25 protein-coding genes, 1 other RNA gene and 1 riboswitch are annotated in these 21,885 nt (G+C 38.5%); of the genes, 21 read left to right on the top strand and 5 right to left on the bottom strand.

The window, feature by feature from the left end:
- Positions 1 to 11 precede the first annotated feature (11 nt).
- The 5 genes from IV81_RS01770 (at position 12) to IV81_RS01750 (ending at position 6,345) form a co-directional block, all read left to right on the top strand.
- Positions 12 to 1,187, top strand: coding sequence for an aminotransferase class V-fold PLP-dependent enzyme (locus tag IV81_RS01770; RefSeq protein ID WP_057801686.1), 1,176 nt, complete (start codon positions 12 to 14; stop codon positions 1,185 to 1,187).
- Positions 1,184 to 1,612, top strand: coding sequence for a Fe-S cluster assembly sulfur transfer protein SufU (sufU, locus tag IV81_RS01765; RefSeq protein ID WP_057801685.1), 429 nt, complete (start codon positions 1,184 to 1,186; stop codon positions 1,610 to 1,612). Before IV81_RS01770 ends, sufU begins: the two co-directional genes overlap by 4 nt.
- Positions 1,605 to 3,002: a Fe-S cluster assembly protein SufB gene (sufB, locus tag IV81_RS01760; protein WP_057801683.1), complete on the top strand. Its 1,398-nt coding sequence runs from the start codon at positions 1,605 to 1,607 to the stop codon at positions 3,000 to 3,002. Before sufU ends, sufB begins: the two co-directional genes overlap by 8 nt.
- 148 nt (positions 3,003 to 3,150) lie before the next feature.
- Positions 3,151 to 4,014 carry a 2-hydroxyacid dehydrogenase gene (locus IV81_RS01755; protein WP_269083929.1) on the top strand — a complete coding sequence of 288 codons (864 nt, stop codon included), beginning with the start codon at positions 3,151 to 3,153 and terminating at the stop codon, positions 4,012 to 4,014.
- Between the two features lie 180 nt (positions 4,015 to 4,194).
- Complete coding sequence (locus tag IV81_RS01750) at positions 4,195 to 6,345, top strand: DUF3329 domain-containing protein (protein ID WP_057801681.1); 2,151 nt, start codon at positions 4,195 to 4,197, stop codon at positions 6,343 to 6,345.
- A gap of 88 nt (positions 6,346 to 6,433) precedes the next feature.
- On the opposite strand, the gene IV81_RS01745 is transcribed toward IV81_RS01750, so the two are convergent.
- On the bottom strand, positions 6,434 to 7,246 hold the full coding sequence (locus IV81_RS01745; RefSeq protein ID WP_057801680.1) for a LicD family protein: 813 nt from the start codon (positions 7,244 to 7,246) through the stop codon (positions 6,434 to 6,436).
- Positions 7,247 to 7,369: 123 nt separating this feature from the next.
- On the opposite strand from IV81_RS01745, the gene IV81_RS09375 reads away from it, so the two are divergent.
- The 5 genes from IV81_RS09375 to arsC all read left to right on the top strand — a co-directional run bounded on the left by IV81_RS09375 (position 7,370) and on the right by arsC (position 11,161).
- Positions 7,370 to 7,519: a hypothetical protein gene (locus IV81_RS09375; RefSeq protein WP_164488200.1), complete on the top strand. Its 150-nt coding sequence runs from the start codon at positions 7,370 to 7,372 to the stop codon at positions 7,517 to 7,519.
- Positions 7,520 to 7,561: 42 nt separating this feature from the next.
- Positions 7,562 to 7,930, top strand: a transfer-messenger RNA (tmRNA) gene (gene ssrA, locus IV81_RS09195).
- A 398-nt stretch (positions 7,931 to 8,328) separates the two neighbouring features.
- A complete protein-coding gene (locus tag IV81_RS01740; RefSeq protein ID WP_057801678.1) occupies positions 8,329 to 9,750 on the top strand; it encodes an NAD-dependent succinate-semialdehyde dehydrogenase in 1,422 nt (473 codons plus the stop codon).
- Positions 9,751 to 10,002: 252 nt separating this feature from the next.
- A complete protein-coding gene (locus IV81_RS01735; RefSeq protein WP_057801676.1) occupies positions 10,003 to 10,545 on the top strand; it encodes a Crp/Fnr family transcriptional regulator in 543 nt (180 codons plus the stop codon).
- 211 nt (positions 10,546 to 10,756) lie between these two features.
- Positions 10,757 to 11,161, top strand: a complete 405-nt coding sequence (arsC, locus tag IV81_RS01730) for an arsenate reductase (thioredoxin) (RefSeq protein WP_057801844.1) — start codon at positions 10,757 to 10,759, stop codon at positions 11,159 to 11,161.
- 212 nt (positions 11,162 to 11,373) lie between these two features.
- On the opposite strand, the gene IV81_RS01725 is transcribed toward arsC, so the two are convergent.
- Positions 11,374 to 11,697 (bottom strand): putative quinol monooxygenase, encoded by a 324-nt coding sequence (locus IV81_RS01725; protein ID WP_057801675.1) that lies wholly within the window; start codon positions 11,695 to 11,697, stop codon positions 11,374 to 11,376.
- A 15-nt stretch (positions 11,698 to 11,712) separates the two neighbouring features.
- A complete protein-coding gene (locus IV81_RS01720) occupies positions 11,713 to 12,081 on the bottom strand; it encodes a nuclear transport factor 2 family protein (RefSeq protein WP_057801673.1) in 369 nt (122 codons plus the stop codon).
- Positions 12,082 to 12,329: 248 nt separating this feature from the next.
- On the opposite strand from IV81_RS01720, the gene IV81_RS01715 reads away from it, so the two are divergent.
- The 7 genes from IV81_RS01715 (at position 12,330) to ndk (ending at position 17,537) form a co-directional block, all read left to right on the top strand.
- A complete protein-coding gene (locus IV81_RS01715) occupies positions 12,330 to 12,641 on the top strand; it encodes a rhodanese-like domain-containing protein (RefSeq protein WP_057801671.1) in 312 nt (103 codons plus the stop codon).
- Position 12,642: 1 nt separating this feature from the next.
- Positions 12,643 to 14,307 (top strand): FAD-dependent oxidoreductase, encoded by a 1,665-nt coding sequence (locus IV81_RS01710; protein WP_057801669.1) that lies wholly within the window; start codon positions 12,643 to 12,645, stop codon positions 14,305 to 14,307.
- The gene (locus IV81_RS01705) at positions 14,291 to 14,587 is read left to right on the top strand and encodes a rhodanese-like domain-containing protein (protein ID WP_057801667.1); all 297 of its coding nucleotides are present in this window, start codon (positions 14,291 to 14,293) and stop codon (positions 14,585 to 14,587) included. Before IV81_RS01710 ends, IV81_RS01705 begins: the two co-directional genes overlap by 17 nt.
- Positions 14,588 to 14,845, top strand: a complete 258-nt coding sequence (locus IV81_RS01700; RefSeq protein WP_057801665.1) for a metal-sensitive transcriptional regulator — start codon at positions 14,588 to 14,590, stop codon at positions 14,843 to 14,845. It begins immediately after the preceding gene.
- A 258-nt stretch (positions 14,846 to 15,103) separates the two neighbouring features.
- The gene (locus IV81_RS01695) at positions 15,104 to 15,586 is read left to right on the top strand and encodes a GNAT family N-acetyltransferase (RefSeq protein ID WP_236696813.1); all 483 of its coding nucleotides are present in this window, start codon (positions 15,104 to 15,106) and stop codon (positions 15,584 to 15,586) included.
- A gap of 135 nt (positions 15,587 to 15,721) precedes the next feature.
- The gene (locus IV81_RS01690; protein WP_057801663.1) at positions 15,722 to 16,918 is read left to right on the top strand and encodes a chloride channel protein; all 1,197 of its coding nucleotides are present in this window, start codon (positions 15,722 to 15,724) and stop codon (positions 16,916 to 16,918) included.
- A gap of 193 nt (positions 16,919 to 17,111) precedes the next feature.
- A complete protein-coding gene (gene ndk, locus IV81_RS01685) occupies positions 17,112 to 17,537 on the top strand; it encodes a nucleoside-diphosphate kinase (protein WP_057801661.1) in 426 nt (141 codons plus the stop codon).
- A gap of 4 nt (positions 17,538 to 17,541) precedes the next feature.
- On the opposite strand, the gene IV81_RS01680 is transcribed toward ndk, so the two are convergent.
- Entirely contained in the window at positions 17,542 to 18,264 is a 723-nt protein-coding gene (locus IV81_RS01680; protein ID WP_057801660.1) for a TatD family hydrolase, read from the bottom strand.
- A 129-nt stretch (positions 18,265 to 18,393) separates the two neighbouring features.
- Positions 18,394 to 18,609 (bottom strand): CsbD family protein, encoded by a 216-nt coding sequence (locus IV81_RS01675; RefSeq protein WP_057801658.1) that lies wholly within the window; start codon positions 18,607 to 18,609, stop codon positions 18,394 to 18,396.
- Positions 18,610 to 18,742: 133 nt separating this feature from the next.
- A riboswitch (TPP riboswitch) is annotated at positions 18,743 to 18,848 on the top strand.
- A 73-nt stretch (positions 18,849 to 18,921) separates the two neighbouring features.
- On the opposite strand from IV81_RS01675, the gene thiM reads away from it, so the two are divergent.
- From thiM to tenA, 4 genes are read left to right on the top strand one after another with little or no spacing between them, the layout of a single operon-like run.
- Positions 18,922 to 19,719, top strand: a complete 798-nt coding sequence (gene thiM, locus IV81_RS01670) for a hydroxyethylthiazole kinase (protein WP_057801656.1) — start codon at positions 18,922 to 18,924, stop codon at positions 19,717 to 19,719.
- Positions 19,720 to 19,723: 4 nt separating this feature from the next.
- On the top strand, positions 19,724 to 20,542 hold the full coding sequence (gene thiD, locus IV81_RS01665; protein ID WP_057801653.1) for a bifunctional hydroxymethylpyrimidine kinase/phosphomethylpyrimidine kinase: 819 nt from the start codon (positions 19,724 to 19,726) through the stop codon (positions 20,540 to 20,542).
- Positions 20,539 to 21,186 carry a thiamine phosphate synthase gene (gene thiE / locus IV81_RS01660; protein ID WP_057801651.1) on the top strand — a complete coding sequence of 216 codons (648 nt, stop codon included), beginning with the start codon at positions 20,539 to 20,541 and terminating at the stop codon, positions 21,184 to 21,186. The genes thiD and thiE overlap by 4 nt, the downstream gene beginning before the upstream one ends.
- Positions 21,187 to 21,201: 15 nt before the next feature.
- Positions 21,202 to 21,882 (top strand): thiaminase II, encoded by a 681-nt coding sequence (gene tenA, locus IV81_RS01655; RefSeq protein ID WP_057801649.1) that lies wholly within the window; start codon positions 21,202 to 21,204, stop codon positions 21,880 to 21,882.
- Positions 21,883 to 21,885: the final 3 nt, after the last annotated feature.

Genomic DNA, 21,885 nt, shown 5'->3' with positions numbered 1-21,885 from the left:
GAGGAAAATCGGTGACAAAATATAAAAAAATTGCATATTTAGACAACGCCGCAACAACCCCTGTTCCCAAAAGTGTGATCGAAACCATTAATAACTATTATGGATGCCGAAAAGTCAGCGTTCATCGTGGAATGTACGATTTAGCTGGGGAAGTAACCAGAGATTATGAACATGTTCGTGAACAGGTGGCCCAGTGGATCGGCGCTTCCAAAAGTACTGAAGTGATTTTTACTAGCGGAACAACTGACGGACTTAATTTGGTTGCGAATAGTTATGGGACAACTAATTTAACTGATCAAGATCAAATTATTGTGAGTATTTTTGAACATCACTCTAATTTTGTTCCGTGGCAACAAATTGCCAAGAAAACGGGTGCAACGTTAAAAGTGGTTGGAACGACACCCGATGGGCAGCTTGATTTAAATGAATTAGAGCACTTAATAAGTTCTAAAACTAAAATAGTCGCATTATCCATGATGTCGAACGTATTGGGAAATTTAGTCCCAGTTAAAGAAGTAGCCGATCTGATTCACCGTCAAAATGGTATTTTAGTTGTTGATGCTGCGCAATCCGTCGCCCATGTTCCGATTAATGTGCAAAGTTTGGGTGCCGACTTTTTAGCGTTCTCAGCTCATAAGATGTTCGGACCCACAGGAGTGGGAGTTTTGTTTGGTAAAGAACAACTGCTAAAAGGAATGCCACCGATTCAGTATGGTGGAGAGATGGTTGATCAAGTTGATTTAAAACATACGAGTTTTCAAAATGCCCCGATAAAGTTTGAGGCAGGAACCCCTAATATTGCGGGCGTTTTGGGATTGGGTACCGCGATTGATTATATCCAAGATGTTGGGTATCAAACGATTGAGCAACGTGAACAAGTTTTAATGGATCGACTTTTATCAGGATTAAGGGCAATTAAGTCAGTTAAAATCTATGGACCGCAAGTTGACAATCAACATTTTGGCGTTGTGAGCTTCAACGTTGGTGACTATCATGCGCATGATGTAGCAACCATTTTAAATAGTGAAGGTGTTGCCGTTCGCGCAGGACATTTGTGTGCGGAGCCATTGATGAATCAACTGGGAGTCAGCAGCGTGGTTAGAGCAAGCGTTACGTTTGAAACCACATTAAGTGAAATTAAATGTTTGATTGATGCAGTTAGGAAGGTGGAGGATATTTTGAAATGAATAATGTACAACAGCTGTACCAGAAGATAATTCTTGAGCATGCCAACCACCCAAATGGGTTTGGAGTGCTGGAAAGCTATACCCACCAGGTTGAACTCCGCAATGTGGAATGTGGCGACAGTTTTCAAGTTTTCGCATTGGTTGAAGAACGGCAAATTAAAAAAATTAGCTTCGTTGGTGAAGGTTGTATTATTAGCAAGGCGTCGGCTAGCATGATGATTGATTCAATTCACGGGACTAAAATTGAAAATATCCAAAAGCAAGTCGAAAATTTTCAAAATATGATTTTAAATAAACCGTTTGACGAAAATAGTTTGGGAGATTTAGTCGCCTTCAAAAGCCTAAATCAATTTCCAACTCGAGTGCGCTGCGGAATGCTGCCATGGCACGCTTTAATCCAAATTCTGGAGGAAATCAATGAATAATCAAACGAAGGATAGTTTAAGTGATGAACGTGGAGGGGTTGACGATATTACGCCCGTTTTTTCGACTGGCGTTGGGATTGATGTGGCAACCATTATCCAAATATCAAAGTCAAAAGATGAACCGGAGTGGATGCTTAAATTACGATTAAAAGCCTACCAAGTTTATCTAGAAAAAGAGATGCCCGACTACGGCCCAGATTTATCGGGAATTGATTTAAGCCAGATTAAATACTTTCAAAGGGCCACGGATCGGATTGCCCGAACTTGGGAAGAGGTACCTGACGAAATTAAAACTACTTTTGAAAGGATTGGTGTTCCAGAGGCCGAACGACAATATTTGGCGGGCTCCGCGGCGCAATATGAATCCGAAGCGGTGTATAGTAATTTGAAACGTGATTTAGAGGATCAAGGAATTATTTTCATGGACACTGATTCGGCCTTAAAGAAGCACCCAGAGTTGGTAAAAGAATATTTTGGTACGCTAGTAACGATGGAGGACAACAAATTTGCCGCACTGAATACCGCCGTTTGGTCAGGTGGAACATTTTTGTATGTTCCTAAAAATGTGCATGCTGATGTTCCAATTCAAAGCTACTTTAGAATTAACGCCGGTCGAACGGGGCAGTTTGAACGAACTTTGATTATTGTGGAAGAAGGGGCTAGTGTTAATTACGTTGAGGGATGTACAGCACCGAATTATTCGGAGGATAGTTTGCACGCGGCGGTTGTTGAGGTCTTTGTTAAAAAAGATGGTTATTGTCGTTACACAACAATTCAAAATTGGTCAACTAATGTGTATAGTCTAGAAACGAAGCGCGCTCAGGCCGCTAAAAATGCAACAATGGAATGGGTAGATGGGAATTTAGGATCGAAAGTTACAATGAAATATCCTAGCATTTATTTGGTTGGAGAAGGTGCGACCGGATCAATGCTATCAATTGCTGCGGCTGGTGCGAACATGCATCAGGATACAGGTGCTAAGATGATTCATATGGCACCGAGAACACACAGTACAATCGTTTCAAAGTCAATTTGTCATAACGGCGGGAGAGCCGATTACCGTGGTTTGATCAAGTACACAAAAGAAGCGGTTAAAGCAAAATCGCACATTGAATGTGACACCATTTTAATGGACAATAATAGCGCCAGCGATACTTTTCCGATTAACGATATTGAGACTAGTGATGGAACCATCGAACATGAAGCACATGTTTCCAAAATCTCAGAAGGTCAGTTGTACTATTTAAAAAGTCGTGGCTTAGATGAAAGTACGGCTTCGCAATTGATTATTATGGGATTTTTGGAGCCATTCACGAAACAGTTACCAATGGAGTATGCCGTTGAATTAGATCGTCTGATTAAATTTCAGATGGAAGGCAGCATTGGATAGGCGCTTTTCACATGAATCCGTTCTTAATATGGTAAGGTAAGCTTAAACATGTGGAGGTGGAATTATGAGTAAAATTGTTGTTTTAAATGCAGGATTGATTAATTATGACCAAAAAATTGATTTTTCAAATTTAGGTGATGACGTCTAAATTTATGAAAGCACTGACGAAGACCAAATTTTGGAACGAGTGAACGACGCAACGGTGGTCGTCACAAAGGAAATGAAAGTTAGTGGTGCTGTTATCCGGAAGTTTCCAGAAAGTGTGAAGATGATTTGTGAAGCGGGAACTGGATATAATAACATTGACGCCGAGGCGGTGAAGGAAAAGGGAATCATTTTAACCAACATTCCGGAATACAGTACCAAACGGGTGGCCGATACAGCGATCATGTTAATGCTGGGGTTGGCAAGCTCATTACAGCAACAGATTCGGATGATTTCTGACGGGAACCATGATAATTTTAGTAAACACCTCATGGTTAGTCATGAAGAAATTAATGGTAAAACTCTCGGAGTCTTCGGATTTGGGCATATTGGGAAAGAGGTTATTAAGGTTGCGCAGGCTTTGGGGATGAAGATACTGGTTTCAACCCGCACGGCTCGAACCGATTTTGACGGTATTCATTTTACTACCAAAACGGATGTACTTAAAAATAGTGACTTTATCTCGTTGAATTTACCACTGACACCAGAAACAAAACACTTAATCAATGCCGAAACGTTATCTTTAATGAAACCCACTGCATATTTAATTAATACTGCCCGTGGTGGTTTGGTGGATGAAAGTGCATTAATTGAAGCACTTCAAGAAAGAAAGATTGCAGGTGCCGGCTTGGATGTCCAAGAAAAGGAACCGTTAGCCGATGATAGTCCGTTATTTACTTTAGATAACGTAATCGTGACACCTCACATCGGATGGCGCGGATTGGAAACAAGACAGCGACTGGTCAACATGATCGGTGAAAATATCCAAGCGTTTATGGCTGGAAAACCAATTAATCGAGTAATTTAAAAGTTAAAATCATCTGAATAATTTTACCAAAATGGAAAGCGGGGGTTACTTGCTTCCATTTTTTTATTTAAACCCGCCTTTTATACAAAATCAACTCTGATATAATTGTTAGTATTTGATAAATGGGAAAGAGTAGAGTTTGTCAGAAAACTTTTTAAAAGTTTTAAGGGGATCAATTGGATGAAGAAAAAGTCTTTAAACGTGTTTAAAATTGCTAGTACTACATTGGCTAGCTTGTTAGTTTTGGGCATCGTGTTTATTTATATTTTAAATATCAACAAATTTGCGGGGCTAACGGGTGATGATTTCTTGTATCACTTTGTCTATACCGGAGAATGGCCGGCAAAGAATGGGGCACGAACTTATCAGAATTTGTGGGATTGGGTACAAGCAATCTATATTCATATGACGCAGTGGAACGCGCGGCTAACGTCTATTATTTTTGAAATTGCTGCGATGCAGATCCCCAAAAGCTTGTTTAATATTATTAATGCAATCGTGTATTTAATTCTTGGGCTTGAAATTAATATATTAGCGAGCGGTAAAAAATTTATTTTTCAACCAATTAAATTGCTAATTACGTACTTACTAATGTGGTTCTTTTTATCAGGGTTTGGAAGCACAGTATTATGGGTCAGTGGCGCTGCAAACTATCTTTGGCCAACGACAATAATTCTGGCGTTCTTTATTCCATATCGATTTAATTATCGCATAAAGGTATATTATTCGATTGCAGCATGGATTGCGTTAATTTTCGGCATCCTAGTGGGTATGTCAAATGAAGTTGGCGGTGCTACTGCAATCGTTATTGTTGGAATGTTTACCTTTTTCGACCGTTCAAGTGGTGATTTTAATGATCTTTGGTGGAAAATAATCGGAGTTTTATCGAATGCAATAGCGTTCGTTGTCATGTTGAAATTATCTTCAAAATCCGCCGAAACTCAGAATTATGGTGTGCACGATCGTTTTGCTGTTCATGTTGTAAAAGTGGTCGAAGGTACGTGGACTTATTCTGGACCGTTATTGATTATGACACTTTTTTTAGCGGTTGGATTGATCATCGTTCAGAGAAAATTTTGGAAGAGAATTTTTTCTGAGGTTGCTCGTTCTGAACTAGAAAGAACAATGTTGAGTGGGATGATCTTTTTGCTTGGTGGACTAGCGGGCGTGGGAGCCATGATTTTTTCGCCGGTCTTATTTCCGCGCTTGTGGTTTGCGGTAAACGTGTTGCTGATCATTGCACTAGTAAATTTTTTTGGAGCTTACGAAATGTATTCCGAAAAAAGTCTTTTGTCCCGAATAATTTTAATGGGATCGGCTTTAGGTCTACTATATTTAATGATTCCAAGTTATCAGACGCATATGAATAATTTGAAGAAATCGTATAACGTTTTCTATACGCACGAAAAACTAACTGCGCAAGCTCGAAAGAATGGAGAAAAAACCGTCTATCTTCCTGGAATGCCGGTTACGACGGATTTATATAATCCGTACAATGGGACGCCCTACATTATGCCAGGAAATTCTAAAAAGCTTTGGTCGAATGTCTGGATGGCGGAATTTTGGCACGTGGATCGAATTATTTTGGATAATGACGTTGCATTTCAAAATAGTGGACAGAAGGATTTTAATTTAATTACTAGTGTTAATACGTTCTATCAAAAACATTTCCGACCAATGGAATCTAATTCTAAATTAAACCAGACTGATGCTTCTGGAATTTCAGTTAAGGATGGTCGGGTGCAGGACATCGTGACAAATCGAATTGACAATGGGAATCTTCCGGCTGATAAACCGTGGTTACGAAATGCGTTAATCCGATATGTTAACGCTGAGAATGGACAAGTGGTTGGAACGGAAAAAATAACTTCGCCAATTAACGAAGAATACGACATTTCAAACGCCTCGTTCGCCGGATATCAGACGCTAAAGAAGAATCCACAAAAATATATTTTTTCAGAAAGCAAGAATCAGTTAATTGATATTAAAGTTAAACCTAAAAGCAAACGGGTCACCATTTATTTTAATCAGTCCACTAAAGGGGAAAAGAAGATAACGCTCGTTGAAACAAGAGATGTTGATGCTAAGGTTGGACAAGTTGTGACAGTTGGAGCGCCAGTTGGGTTTAAGTTTTTAAGAAATGATACAACTCAAACGTTCACGATTCGTGACCAAAGTAATGAACAGTCCTTTAATGTAATAAAACTACCGCTGATCGAAAGAATTCAGTCCGAAATTTGGATATATTATGCGATAGCAATAATTATGGTGCTGATTGTATTGGATTTAGGAATTGCTTTTTTTAAGAAAAGTCGTAAAAATATTAAATAAGAGTTAAACAGTAAAAAAGGCCGTGACGGGAATATGTCATGGCCTTTACTTGTTCAGTTGATGATCCTCATTTAGATTATTAATACAGTTAGTTGATTACTTTTCCATTAATAATAACGATGTCAATGTGCTTAGAGATTCGATCTTTCTCAGGTGGAAGTTGCATATAATCCCCGTACATCCGCGTTAAGATTCGATCATAATGTTTAGGGATGGAAACTTCTAGATTTTCAAAACGATGCGTAGTTAACTCGGTTAATTCAGCTTGGCTTAGAACTTCTTTATCGTACGCATATTGGGAGGCGTAGTTTTTATAGTGATGGAAAGGTTCATTATCATATAAGCGCATGATTTTTTCACGACGTTCTTTTAACTTTGCGACGCTCAAGAAGAGGTCCAATGATTTTTCACGAGCGTCTCTTCGAAATGGAGTTTTGATAACGTTATAACCAAGACGAAGTAAAATTGCCGTGTCATTGATTTTGAACCGATTGTATACGGCCGACCGAATTTCAGGTTGTCTAGGAACTAGGTCAAATGGAAAAATATCGATAAAAATTCCTTTTCGGGCATCATTAACATTGTTTTTTTCTTCAATATAGGTATTTGTGTCGAGAATTTTCATGTAACTAAAGGCAAAGTTTGGATCGGTATCCGCCGTTTGCATGAAATAATGTGAGCGTTGAAACTCTAGTGGGGCAATTCTGGCAAACTTATCATAGTTTTCACGCGTCATGCCTAAATCGACGTCGTCATCCCATGGGATAAATCCGTTATGGCGGATGGCACCCAGTAATGTTCCGCCAATGAGCATATACTTAATTTGATGCCGATTGCAAATGTCGATAATCACCTTCAGAGTTTCTAGTTCAATTCGGTGTAGTTCATCAATTTGACTCATGATTTTCCCCCTTGTTTGATACTTAAATTGTGACATTTAAGGAATAGTTAAGCAATAGGCAAAATGGTTTGACTTTTCTCTATCATGTATTATGATATTGCATAAATAGGGGAGGAAATTCACATGAAAAAAACGAAAAATGCATTATTAAGCTATCTTTTAAAGAATCTCCAAAACTCTGAGTTAGTTGATAGGCTTTTAAATAATTTACAGGGCCAAAATCAACTTGCTTATCAGCCAATTCCAATTGAAAATCGTAAAAATCGCCGTTAATTGAGCGTCCTATGGTATACTAAATATTGTAGGATTTATTTTGGGGTCGTTATGGATTCGACAGGTATGGGTCGAACTATGACTGCATTTCGTAGGTTGCGGCTACGTAAAAACGCTCAGTTTGTTATAACTGCAAAAAATAATAACAATTCTTACGCTTTAGCTGCTTAATAGTAGCTTAACGTAGATCCGCCTAGTCTCGTCCATGGGCTAGTTACGGGTCCTAAATGAAGTGGACTTGCGCTCAAATATTGGCCTGGATATTTGAGAAGAGGATTCACAGACTAGCGCTTTAATGAAGCTCCGACATACGGCGTCTTAATCCGCGAATTTTAAGTAGTATGAATATGAATGTAGACGTTATAGTGGCGACATGCTTGGACGCGGGTTCGACTCCCGCCGACTCCATATAGTAGCAAAAGCCTGTTATGATTAGTGCTGAAAGCACTGATATAACAGGATTTTTATTTTTCATAAAATCGATACAAACTGATTTTTTAGTTAAAAGGGCATTCAAAAAAGCAAAGTTTTAGAATCCAAACAATGCAATATAAATTAATAACGATACATACCGTTCATATATTAATTTATACTCAGAAGTTAAAATATAAAATTAACTTTTGAGAATATGACTCACTTCAGCAAAAAAATTAAAAAATATAATCACCAGAAGCATGCCACAACCTAATTCTTACTTTTTTGTGCATTACTTACAAAAAAGTACGGTCTTTTTTTATGACGCGATAGGTCTATTATATTCAGTAAGCGCTTAATAAGTGTTTCAAACCAATTTTAGGGGGAAATTAAACATGGCCTATCAAACTATTAATCCATATACAAACAAGTTGGTAAAGACTTATCCAGATGCAACTACTGAAGAAGTTGAGACTGCAATCTCCACTGGAAACGCTCTTTATAATAAATGGCGTGCCGAATCAGTTAACAGTCGCGCAGCCACATTGCACAAAATTGCTGATTTACTACGTGAAAACGAAGATGAATTAGCTCGAATTGCAACTACGGACATGGGGAAATTGTATGCAGAATCTAAAGACGAAGTTGAATTATCGGCAAGCATTGCTGATTATTACGCTGATCATGGTTCGGAAATGCTGAAGCCAACACCAATTAGTAGCCGTAATACCGGCGACGCTGAGATTTTCCATCAATCAACGGGTGTTCTAATGCTGGTTGAGCCTTGGAACTTTCCATACTATCAAATTATGCGAGTCTTTGCTCCTAATTTTATGGTTGGAAATCCAATGTTATTGAAGCATGCTTCCAATACACCTGGTTCTGCAGCAGCTTTTGAAAAAATTGTACGTGATGCTGGTGCTCCTGATGGTTCATTAACAAACCTATTTGTCAGCTATGACCAGGTTGCCAGCATTATTGCTGATTCACGTGTCCAAGGTGTGGCCCTAACTGGTTCTAAACGTGGCGGTCAGTCAGTGGCCGAAATTGCTGGCAAGAACTTAAAGAAGAATTCAATGGAATTAGGTGGTTCTGACGCGTTCATTGTTTTATCAGATGCTGATATTGATACGGCCGTTGATCTAGCATGGCGGGTCCGTATCTACAACGCCGGTCAGGTCTGCACGTCTGCCAAACGGTTTATTGTCGCTGATAATTTATACGATGAATTCTTGAAGAAATTAAAGGCTAACTTTGAAAAATTAGTTCCCGGTGATCCAATGGATCCTAAGACTACCATTGCCCCAATGAATTCAAAGCGTGCAAAAGAAAAGTTACAAGGCCAAATTGATAAAGCTGTAACAGGTGGTGCTAAAATTTATTACGGTAACGAGCCAATCGATTTACCTGGTCAATTTTTACAACCAACCATTTTAACGGATATTGATAAAGATAATCCTGAATTTTACGATGAAATGTTTGGACCAGTCGCTCAGGTCTTTAAAGTGTCGTCAGATGAAGAAGCAATTGAATTAGCTAATGATTCCGAATTAGGTTTGGGTGGAATTGTCGTTTCAGAGGACGTACAACATGGGAAGCACATTGCGGAACAAATTGAAACTGGTATGGTTTTTGTTAACTCGTTCTTGGTAAGTTTGCCAGAATTGCCATTTGGTGGCGTTAAAGGTTCTGGTTATGGACGCGAGATGAGTCAATTAGGATTAACTGCCTTTACAAATGACAAGTTAATCGTTACCGCTCAAGCACCAGACTGGAATAATTCAGCCGGCGGTCTTGCCGTTTTTAAAAAAGACTAACGAAAACGGGCACGAGTCCTTACACATTATGACTTATACTCCAGAAGCTAAAGTAATAAATTAACTTTTGAGGTATTAGATCAAGGAAACCTCCTTTTTTAATAATAGCCGAAAGAAGAGCAATCGAAAAATGGAAAAGAGATTCAACGTTTTAGTGGGGAACGCGATTTTGACGATGTTTGTGATTTCTTGGATGATTCATTAAAATAAGATTCAAGAGTGATAATGGATGATTGATAGTGGGGGTAGCAAATGAGAAATGAAGATTTTGTAGAGAACTTATTCAAGTATCCGCCTGTATCAGCGCATCAAAAAACTATTAAATATCCCAAAAATACAACAATTAAAATGGGCAGGGATAAAATTAATAATATCGGAATCGTTGACAGAGGTTGCTTGAAGGCTGTTAATTATTCTAAAAATGGTGAAGCAATTTGTAGCACTATTTTTATGGAGAAGGGTGTGGTTCTCGAATATTTATATTTGGCAGGTAGTACTCTTTGCACCTATAATCTAGTTTCGTTGTCTGATGTGACAATTTGCTGGATCCCAATCGAAATCTTTTCCACCGCTATCAATGAAAACCTCCAATTATCAAAACTCTATATTGATCACCTGATTCAACGTGGCTTAGAAAACCAACGTTTGATTACGTGTTTAAGTTATAAAACAATCCGCGAGCGAATTGCATACTGGATTCTTAGTAAAGATAACTTAGAAGTTAATCAAGAAAAAATTCCAAACGAATTGTATTTTCCAATTTCTCCACGTTTCAAGAGCATCTTTAAGTCATGAATTGCATAAAATGCAAGAAGAAGATTATTTTAAAGTTAAGCGGAAAAGATTCATTGCAATTAACAAAGAAAAAATGTTAGAGGAAATTTAAGAATACAATTCATCTTAAGAACTAATTATGAAAGATAATTGTATTTGTAAAATGTTAGTTGTTAGGATTTAGGTTTTATAATAAAAAGGAACGTTGATCGAAACGATACTGGAGGATGTAATAATGCAAGTATACTTTTTGTGTACCGGAAACTCATGTAGAAGTCAGATAGCAGAAGGATTGGCTCAAAAATATTTTCCCGACTGGAAAATTGCTAGCGCAGGCGTTGAAGCACATGGATTGAATCAGTACGCGGTCAAAGTTATGGCCGAAAAGGGAATCGATATTTCTAAAAATAAGTCAAAATTAATTGATTTGGATTATTTGAACACGTGTGATCTGGTGGTTACACTATGTGGGGATGCAAGGGATCGCTGTCCAGTAACTCCTAACCATGTAAAAAGGGAACACTGGGGATTTATCGATCCGGCTTTAATTCAAGGCACAGAGGAAGATAAGTTAAGAGCATTCAGAGCCGTGAGAGATGGCATAGAAGAAGCCATTACCAAAATGGAAGTTGAATGATCGTTAACTTACAAATTAGAACACGTTATTTTAATTCGTAATGTCCATGCTAGTTTCGAATCTAAACTTAAATCTGGATTTCCAAAATTTAATTTAATCTAACTGAAGCCATTTTGCTGATTAGTCCCGCTAATAGTTGGGATTACGAGCAAAATGGCTTTTATTTGTTATTGAATATTTAAATGAAATAGTAGAGTCAGACATCGTAACAATTAGCGTCGTAAAAATTGGTCATCAGTTGAGGAGTGATCGTCAGTGTATCTTTCAACTCGCATGTGTAAGTCGTATTTTTCCCTCAAACTAGCAATTTGAACCATCATTTTAGAAGCGTGATGTTTGTCGAGGGCGGCTTGATTAGTCCAGCTGTCGATTAATAAAATAGTTTCAGGATCCTCTAATGGAATAAAGTAATCATACTTTAAGTTTCCTGGTTCTGCTTGAATCTTTTTAACGATTCCTTGATTAATCATTTCATTTGCAAATGCTCTGGCGGCCCCGTTCTCACCTGTGTAATATAAATTAACCGTAAAACTCATGAAAAAACCTCCGTTTCATTTATATGGTCGATAATGTTTGTATTTGCTTTCGAATTCCTTAATTTCTGCAATTTTTCCGTTTTTAAATGTGATTAATGAAATGCCGTCGAATTTAAAAGATTTGTCACGATCGACGCAGGCAAATGTCCATTCAACGGTATAAATGTTATCATCATGATAAATATTTTTGATAAGCCATTGGGTGACAGTTTGATGCTTGAATTTATGATTCATCCACTGTTTAAGCTCGTTAATTCCGTAGTACTCTGCCCCGTAGCATTCAACGTAATGGGCAGTAGAAGTGAAAATATCATCGATATCCACCCGATTTTTGGTTAACCACATGTTAAAGTAATGCTCAATTATCATTCTTGATTTATCCATCGTACCTCCTAAATTTTTAGAACGAATTAGTACTCCACCTAAATGATAACGCTTTATCTTGAATATAAATAGACGTAAAAATATCTTTACCCTAAGTGAATATTTTATATCATTATTTTTAAATACACATAAGGGTATTATAAAGACTACTAAATAAAGGTTGTTTTCTAATTATTAGAATAAAAAATAATTTTCAATTGACAATTTATCAGTAATTAAGTTTAATATACCCATGGAGGTATTTTTGGATGAACTTATTATTTTGGAATAATAACAGTGTGAAAATCGATGAAGTAACAAAACGTAAAGAAAAGACGGAATTAATTGATGTGAGGACGCCTAATGAATTTAGAAGCGGCCACATTGGTTACGCTAAGAATGTGCCGTTAAACAAGATAGCACGATTTACGACCAATAAAGAGCATGAAATCTACGTGATTTGTCAATCGGGGATGCGTAGCAAACAGGCAGCTAAAATTTTACGGTCCAACGGCTATGATGCAAAAAGTGTTCGCGGTGGAATGAATCGTTGGAATGGACCAGTCCGGAAAGGAAAATAAAATGAGTAAATTTGTTATTATCGGTGGGGTCGCCGGCGGAATGTCAGCAGCGACTAGATTACGACGATTGATGGAAGATGCTGAAATCATTGTCTTTGAAAAGGGACCCTACGTGTCGTTTGCGAATTGTGGTCTTCCATATCATCTGTCTGGAGTCATACCAGAAAGAGAAGCATTGATGGTTCAAACTCCAGAAGCATTGTGGGAACGTTTTCGAATTAATGTGAAGGCAAATCATGAAGTTATTAAAATTCATCCGTTAGAAAAAATGGTTGAAGTTAGTCACAATGGTAAGATTTTTCAGGAAAGCTATGATGAGTTGGTTCTCGCAACTGGAGCAAGTGCAATTTTTCCTCCCATACCTGGGATCGAACAAGCTCAAAATATACATACATTAAAGAATATTCCAGATATGGATGCGATTTTAAGCCGACTAAATCAAAATATTAAAAACGTTGCGGTTGTTGGTGCCGGATTTATTGGGATTGAAGTAGTTGAGAATTTAAGGCAGCGTGGTATTCATGTTACTTTGATTGAAAAAGCACCGCATGTTTTACCTAATTTAGATGCTGAAATGTCAGCATTTGTGCAAGAAGAGCTTCAAAAACATGCGGTTGATCTTCATTTGTCTAAAGCTGTAGTTGAAATCCAAAATAACGGCGATTTACTTGTTTTGGATGATGGAACCCAAGTGCCGACTGATTTAACAATCTTATCGGTTGGAATCCGACCTAATAGTCAGCTAGCCGAACAGGTCGGGATTCGATTGGAATTGAAAAATGGAATTGTCGTTAACGAAAATTATGCGACAAGTGAGAAGCATATCTATGCCGTTGGCGATGTGGCGGTTACTAAGCAACAAATTTCAAACGATGATGCGTTAATTTCACTCGCTTCTCCGGCAAACCGCCAGGGACGTCAGGTGGCAGATGTACTCGCTGGGCTAAAGCGGATGAATCGCGGAAGCATCGGAACTGCGATTGTCAAAGTGTTTAATATAAATGCTGCATCAACGGGGTTAAATGAACGGATGGCTCGGATGAAGTATGAAAATGTCGGGGTTGTTCATGTTAGTGGAACTGATCATGCGACCTATTATCCTGATAGCGAACAAATGTGGATTAAGTTAATTTTTGATAAAAAGACTGGAAAAATTTATGGTGCTCAAGCCGTTGGGAGAAGCGGAGTTGATAAACGAATTGATGTATTAGCAACCGCAATTAAAGGAAATTTGACGGTATTTGATTTACCAGAGTTAGAATTAACATACGCACCACCGTTTGGAACGGCAAAGGATGTTGTGAACATGGTTGGTTACGTGGCGATGAATGTTGTTGAAGGGATCAGTGAAAATATTCAATGGCACGAACTAGCAGTTGAACTGGGTCGAGGTAAGCAATTGCTGGATTTGCGAAATGAACAAGAAGTTAGAAATGATGGTCAAATTAAGGGAGCCATTAATATTCCTTTGAATCAATTGCGAGATCGGATTGGTACACTAGATTCCAAACAAGAATACATCGTTTATTGTCGCAGTGGACTACGAAGCTATATTGGTGAACGCATTCTAAAACAAAATGGCTTTGAAGTAGAAAATTTAGATGGGGCATTTGATTTATATAAAACGATAATGAAAGAGGAAGTTGAACATGTTGAAAAATATTAATATGGATGAGTTTACGAAAAAGATTCAAAAAGAAGATTTAAATTTAATTGACGTTCGAGAAGTTTTTGAATATCAGATGGGACATATTGCATCCGCCAAAAATCTTCCGTTAAGTAATTTACAAGACGAAGTTCAAACTTTAGATCAGAATCAAACCTATTATGTAATTTGCCGGTCTGGAGCGCGTTCAGCTAATGCCGGTGCCTATTTGGATCAACTTGGATTTGATATAATTAACGTTCAAGGTGGAATGAACGCCTGGCGAGGAGAGATTGTATAAATGAATTGCGAACAACAAATTTTAAATCGTTTAAGACGAACGGAAGGGCAAATCCGTGGGATTCAAAAAATGATCGCAGAAGGAAAGGAATGCTCAGAAATTATTCCTCAGCTAAATGCGGTTAAATCTAGTGTCGATCGAATTAAGGGAATTATGGTTGCTGAGAATTTAAAAGATTGTCTGGAGAATCCGGCAAATAATAAGGAAATTCAGGATGATAAGATTGCTCAAGCAATTGAAATGATCATAAAGAAATAAACTTCTGGTAATACTTTAGAAGGCAAAGTACGAAATTCAAAATCGAATTTGACTTTGTCTTTTTTGATTGCACAGTATCAAGGCGATGATACAAGTCAACAAAGGATTTTTTTAGGGTGATTTTAGACACGGCACGCACTTGAAAATTTGTTAAGATTGGAAGTAAGAATATGTCGATAGCAGAATTTTAGAAAATATTTAATGGAGAATTTTAAGCGTATGCAAGTTAGAACGGTTAAGCCAGAGGACTATAGTTAAATTGATGAGTTGATTCGGGCGGCCTTTACCAATACAGAACACGGATATGGTCAAGAGTCTGAACTGGTTAATAAAATCCGAACAAGTGACGAATATGTTGATGGATTGGAACTGGTTGTGACTCAGGATAAAGCAATTTTAGGATATGGGCTATTAAGTGAAGTTCATATCAAAAATGAAGACCAGTCTTTTACAGGATTAGTTTTGGCACCGCTTGCTGTTCGGGTCGGATTTCAAAAGAAGGGCGTTGGAAGACTATTAATAAAAGAATTGGAAAAAAGAGCCACCAAGTTAAATTATAGATTCATTAGTATTTTAGGTCATCCAAGCTACTATCCTAAATTTAATTACGTGCCTGCAAGTGAGTATAATGTTCGGCCGCCCTTTAGTGTTCCGAATGAGGCATTTATGATTAAACCCTTATTTAAGGGTGCCTTGGATGGAATATCAGGAACGGTAAGATATTCAAAGGCGTTTGATTAACGAACGTCGATAAAGTGAGTTAGCGATTTGACAAAGATCCCCATTTTATATAACATTGACCACCGTTCTGTTATTCAGAAACAAGTATTTTTGGGGTGAATTATTCTGAACTATTTTAAAAAGACGTCCATTTATATGTATGGACTATTCTGTGCCTTAGTGATGGGAAGTTTATTAGGGCTGTTTTATTTATTTCAAGGTTGGTTAATTAATCAGCTATGGCCAGGAGAGACGTTTCGGGTCGTTTTTAACGCCGTTCTAATTCTGATTGTTGGAATAGTTATTTTCGTAACTAAAGAAAAGATCGGCGATATGCCGAAAAAATTAAGTGAAATTAAGTTAGAACTTTATCAAACTGGGACGGCAAATTTTCGGTATCTACCGTTGCAGTTGTTGATTCCACCAATCATTTTATGCAGTGGAACAAGTCTCGGACCAGAGGCAACGTTAGTTAGTTCAACGGTCTTATTTGGCGTTTGGATTTCAGAAAAGCAACGGTATCTTAGCGCAAATTGGCGGGATAATCGACCACTTGACCGCTTGAAAATTATGGTTACGCCACATCGCTATTTAAAATCACGGTCACAGGACGAACGCCAGTTACCGTGGTGGACGCCCAAAATGATTAGCTATCTTGGGATTGGAATTGGTGCTTTTTATTTAACCTGTAAGTGGGGCGGAGAACAATCTGTAATTGTGTACCTAGGATCCTCAAACTGGAAATTAATTGATCTACTGTGGTTGGTTCCGATAGCGGTTGTGGCATTTTTAGTTGGGCAAATTTGTTTAAGAGCGATGATTCTGATTCAAAAGGGAGTTTTAGAAAGATTTATTACGGTCCGAAGTTCAATTATTTTCGGCGGAGTGATGATATATTTAGCAACTTTATTTGTCCCCAATATTAATTTTTCAGGAATGGTAAACTTTGAATTGTTGGCATCGACTTGGCAAAGCAAGTCCGCTATTTTTCTAATTGTAAATGCCTTCCTGAAGTTGGTGTTGTTGACGATTTGTTTAAATACTGGGTGGCTGGGCGGAGAAATATTCCCGGTTTTGTTTTCAGCGACGATTCAAGGGATTGTATTTAGTCGGTTACTGCCACAGGTTGATCCAATCTTTTTTATTGGAGTATTTGCGATTACGGAGGGAGCGGTAATTCTAGAATCCCCGTGGATTGCTGGTGGAGTGATGTCAGTGATGTTTTTACCACCTAATTTATTGCCGGTAAGTATTAGTTTAACGGCAATACTGATCGGATTACGAAAAATCCATTTGAAACGAATCCATCAAAAGTCAATGCAACAAGAATTAAATACCGTCGATGAGGGATGAAACAAAAAATCTTCCAAAACTAGATTTCAAGTCTAGTTTTGGAAGTTTTTTAATTGTATGATGGTCTTTCTAAAAAAGTGATTTTAATTCTAACTTCTAAATATAAACGATCTTTGAAGAAAAAGGCTACCCACTAGATGTGTTAGCGCTTTCTTAGTAGAATAAGTATATACCAAGAAAGCGAGGAATTCTTATGGCACAAGAACGAATTTTAATTCTAGTAAAACCTGACGGCGTTAGTTTAGGACATATTGGCGAGGTGATTACTCGCTTGGAGCGTAAAGGATATCAGATTGACGCACTCAAGGTAACCAAAGCTACTGATAAAATATTGCAAGAACACTACGCAAAATTAATTGATAAGCCATTTTTTGGCGAAATTGAAACCTATATGAAAGAGGGACCAATCGTGGCAATGATTGCCAGTGGTCCCAGAATTATTGAAGTCTTCCATCGAATGGCGGGAGCCACAAACCCTTCTGATGCTGCCTTTGGAACAATCCGGGGAGATTTGGGCCGCGAATGGGAAGACGGATTGATGCGGAATATCGTTCATAGTTCAGACAGTGTGGAGAGTGCTGAACGGGAAATTAAGATCTGGTTCCCGGACCAAGATTAAGTATTTATTGAATCCCCCAAAATGAATGTAAATTTTGAATTAATTGCTGTTCCATTTTTAATACGGGTACGTGATGAACTTGAGCTAGACGTTCGACCATCGACTCCATAAAAGGAGCGTATGATTTTATTTTAAACGGACGATTAAGTGCCCAAGCAATGCTTTCAAGTCCATCGGATTCAATTAGAACACGGTCGAAGGGAATCATATAAAGAAGTTTTTGAACGCTAGCTTCGGTTTCAAAGGAAGGACCGATACTGAAGTAGCAGCCCAGATTTAAAAAATCCTGAACGTATCTTTCACTGGAATACCAATGAATTAGATAGCGGTTAGGATATGTTTTTAAAATTTTGAGGGTCTCTAGTTCTTGGCCTTTTGCGTGAATGATGACCGGTTTTTGACTTTGGAGAGCATACGAAAGGTGTTTTTTTAAAATAACTTTTTGGAGTTCGACTGGATTCGTGGTCCAGACATTATCCAGGCCAATTTCACCAATAATGGGGACTTGATCAAAGATTGGTTGCATTTCGTTCCATTGGATTTGGTTAACCTTCCAAGGGTGAATTCCGGCACTTAGTAGTAGACGTTTAGAGTCACCGATGGCTTTGAAATGATCGTTAAATTCACGTGGCGATGCGCAATTAATGGTGGCATAAACCTGATCGACTTGAAGCATTTGAATAAAATCAGAATTATCAGCATGTGTGTGAGCGTCAATGATTTGCAAAAGAGGGGCCTCCATTTTGAATATTTTAATAGAGGTATCATATGCCAAAAACGAGATAATGTATAGAATAATAAAAAGGACGTCACCATGACAGAATTGGCTTCAATCATGGTGAACGTCCTTTAATAATTATTTATCTTTTTTATCAAATTTATCTTTTAATTCTTCGACGGCACCTTCCGCCGAGTCCTTAAGATCTTCAAACTTTTCTTTTACTTTTCCAGATAAGTTTTGAACTTTACCCTTTGACTCTTCTTTTTTATCCCCAGTAACTTTACCAGCAGTTTCACGGACCTTACCTGCTACCTTATCTTTAGTATTTTCTAGTTTCTCTTTATCAGACATAAATAATACCTCCTATAAGTTATTTGGTTCACTTTCAGTATAACAAGAAAACATGTGCGATTAAAACTAATATGCTTATCTTGAGAATAATTATTAAAAGATGTATGATGAAAACGAATTCAAATTTAATAAATATCTGCACTAGGGGTGTTCTTAGAAGAACTGAGATACGCTTGTTCAGCGTGATCCCTTTGAACCTGTGAGTTAGTACTTGCGAAGGAAAGTGTTTAATATCGAAAGCCATCCTTCATGAAAAGAGGGGTGGCTTTTGTGATCAACGGGGCAGTGATAGGTATTGGTAGGGAGCAGACAATGAATCTTAATGATGTTGAAAAAATCCGGACGGAAAATCCGGTAGTGGTAAATTACGCTAATTTTGTAACTCCTTTTTTAGTTGCCAATGGGCTAAATGCGGTAGGTGCTTCACCAATTATGAGTGATGAAGCCAGTGAAGCCGATGAATTAGTAAAATTGGCTTCAGCGGTGGTAATCAATGCCGGTGCGGCTCGCCGAGATGGGTGGCCGGTTATCGAGCAGTTATGTCAATCCGCAAATAAATATCATAAACCCTTGATACTAGATCCGGTCGCGGTAGGTGCAACGGAGTACCGTCGGGAGCTGAATTTTGGTTTATTAGAAAGGCATCAATTCGATATTATTCGTGGTAACATCGGTGAAATTGCGGTTTTAGCAGGTATTGAGTGGCAAACACGCGGAATTGATGCAGGTGATGGCGATCGGGATGCTAGCGACATCGTTCGAGAATGTGCCAGGAAATTTAACAATGTTGTGATTGCGAGTGGGAAAGTCGACTACATTAGTGACGGAAACCGGGTAACAAGCATTCTGAATAACACGAGACTGTTACCAGCAATTGTCGGTTCAGGAGATCTACTATCAAGTATCTCGGCAGCATTCGCAGCGATTTCTGACAATAACTTTGATGCCGCAGTTACAGCTAGCTTAGTTTTATCGTGTTCGGGTGAACTAGTTGATCAAAAGCTAAACCATCAAAATCTACCGGGCAGCTTTTTAAGTCAGCTAATGGATCAATTAGCGAATATCAGTCCGGAAGAAATTAAAGCGATTATGAAAGTCGAGGAAAATTAAAATAATGGAAGAATTGGAAGTTCCACAAGTTTTAACAATTGCCGGTACGGATAGTGGCGGTGGAGCTGGAATTCAAGCCGATATGAAAACAATGCAGGAACGGCACGTTTTTTCGACCTGTGTCGTTGTGGCGGTCACGGCTCAAAATACGCTGGGCGTTCTGGACGTGGAAGTTATGCCCAAACGAATTATTGACCATCAGTTTCAAGCACTTGCTGAAGATTTCGACATTCAGGTTTCAAAAACCGGAATGTTGGCCAACACCGCAGTGGTAGAAACCGTTGTTGAAAATTATCAAAAGTACGACCTAGGACCGCTAGTGGTCGATCCGGTAATGATTGCAAAAGGCGGTGCTAAATTGCTCAGTGAGGATGCAATCGATGCCGTTCGAACGAAGTTGATTCCACTAGCCTATTTAATTACACCTAATCTCCCAGAAGCCGAGAAATTGGCAGAAATGGAGATTAAAAATAATCAGGATGTTCGATCAGCTGCTCGAAAACTAAGACAACTGGGTGCCAAAAATGTCTTAATCAAAGGCGGCCACTTTAGTGATCAACCAGAGAGTCGTGATTATGTTCTTTTTGAAAATGGAAAAGAGATGGAACTGACCGGTCCACGTTTTGAGACTGAAAATACGCATGGAACGGGTGATACAATTTCCTCCGTTATTGTTTCGGAACTAGCAAAGGGAGCTGAATTAAAGGAAGCTCTTCAAGTTGGAAAGGCGTTTATTAATGCGGCGATTAGTAATGGGATTAAGGTCGGACATGGACACGGCCCGTTAAATCATTGGGTGTATCAGAACGGAGAATCAAAATGAATTTTAAACCAAATATGTTGAAGATCTATTTTGTGGCGGGAACACAGGATGTGAATACTAAGGAAGACTTCTTACCAAAGGTCGAGGAAGTTTTGAAGAATGGCGCTACGGCGTTTCAACTCCGTGAAAAGGGATATAACAGCATTGAAAATCCGACAGAATTATTGAAACTAGCGCAGCAATGCCGCGAACTTACCCGTAAGTACAATGTTCCGTTTTTTATTGATGACGACGTGGATTTGGCAATTAAGGTTCAAGCAGATGGAATACACGTCGGCCAAAAAGACGAAGGAATTGAATCTGTTTTAAAACGAATTGATTCGTCGATGATGATTGGACTGTCATGTAATACGGAGGAACAAGTTCAAAAGGCTAATTTGATTTCAGGAATTGATTACCTCGGAACAGGTGCGGTGTTTGATACGACGTCTAAGGCGGATGCGGGCGCTGCAATCGGTACCGCAGAGCTAAAACGTTTAGTTGAACTTAGTCGCTATCCGGTTGTTGCGATTGGAGGAATTGACCTCGATAACCTGCCAGAGACAATGGCTGCCGGAGTGGAAGGCTTTGCTGCAATTAGTTTGTTTACGCGGATGAATGATGTTGAAGAACAGATGAAAAAAATTAAGGCAATTGTTGGTTAGCGAAGGAGAAAAGATATGTTTTCAGAGCAATTAAAACGAGATGCGGCGCCAATCTTAACGGATATTGAAAATCATCCATTTGTCGAAGGGATTCGTGATGGAGCTGTTTCGAGGGATGCATTAATGGTTTACGTTGAGCAAGATACGCGTTTTTTAGAGGCGTTCGTTAAGGTATATGCAGGAGCACTCGAAAAAAGTAAGACAAAAAAGCAAATGCAATTTTTTGATGAGCAAATTCGATACACACTAAATGATGAAGCTGGTGCGCATAAAATCTTATGTGGTATTGCCGATGAAGCACTTGAGGAACACCAAAATGCAGAAATTCGGCCAGCAACTTACCTATATAATGAACATCTTTTTAACGCGTTAAGAACGGGACAACTAATTGATATTGCGGCCGCAATGCTGCCCTGTCCCTGGACATATAATGAAATTAGCAAAAAAATTATTAGCGATTCAGATCCGACAAATCCATTTTTACCATGGATAGAGTTTTATCAACCAGAAGAGGGAAAAGTCGATGATAGCATGGTAAACACGTTGTTTTCGATGATTGACGAATTAGCCGAAGAAGCGAGCGCTGCCCACCTCAAACGGGTTGAAGAACGCTTTTTAAGAAGCTGTGAATTTGAGTACGATTTTTGGGATCAAGCGTACTACCAGCAAGATTGGAAGTACCATCTTCAAGCCTAATTG

This window comes from Pediococcus stilesii, from assembly GCF_001437075.1.
GTDB classification, from domain to species: domain Bacteria; phylum Bacillota; class Bacilli; order Lactobacillales; family Lactobacillaceae; genus Pediococcus; species Pediococcus stilesii.
Note: the sequence above shows the minus strand (reverse complement) of the source record. Positions and strands in the feature narration are given on the sequence as shown.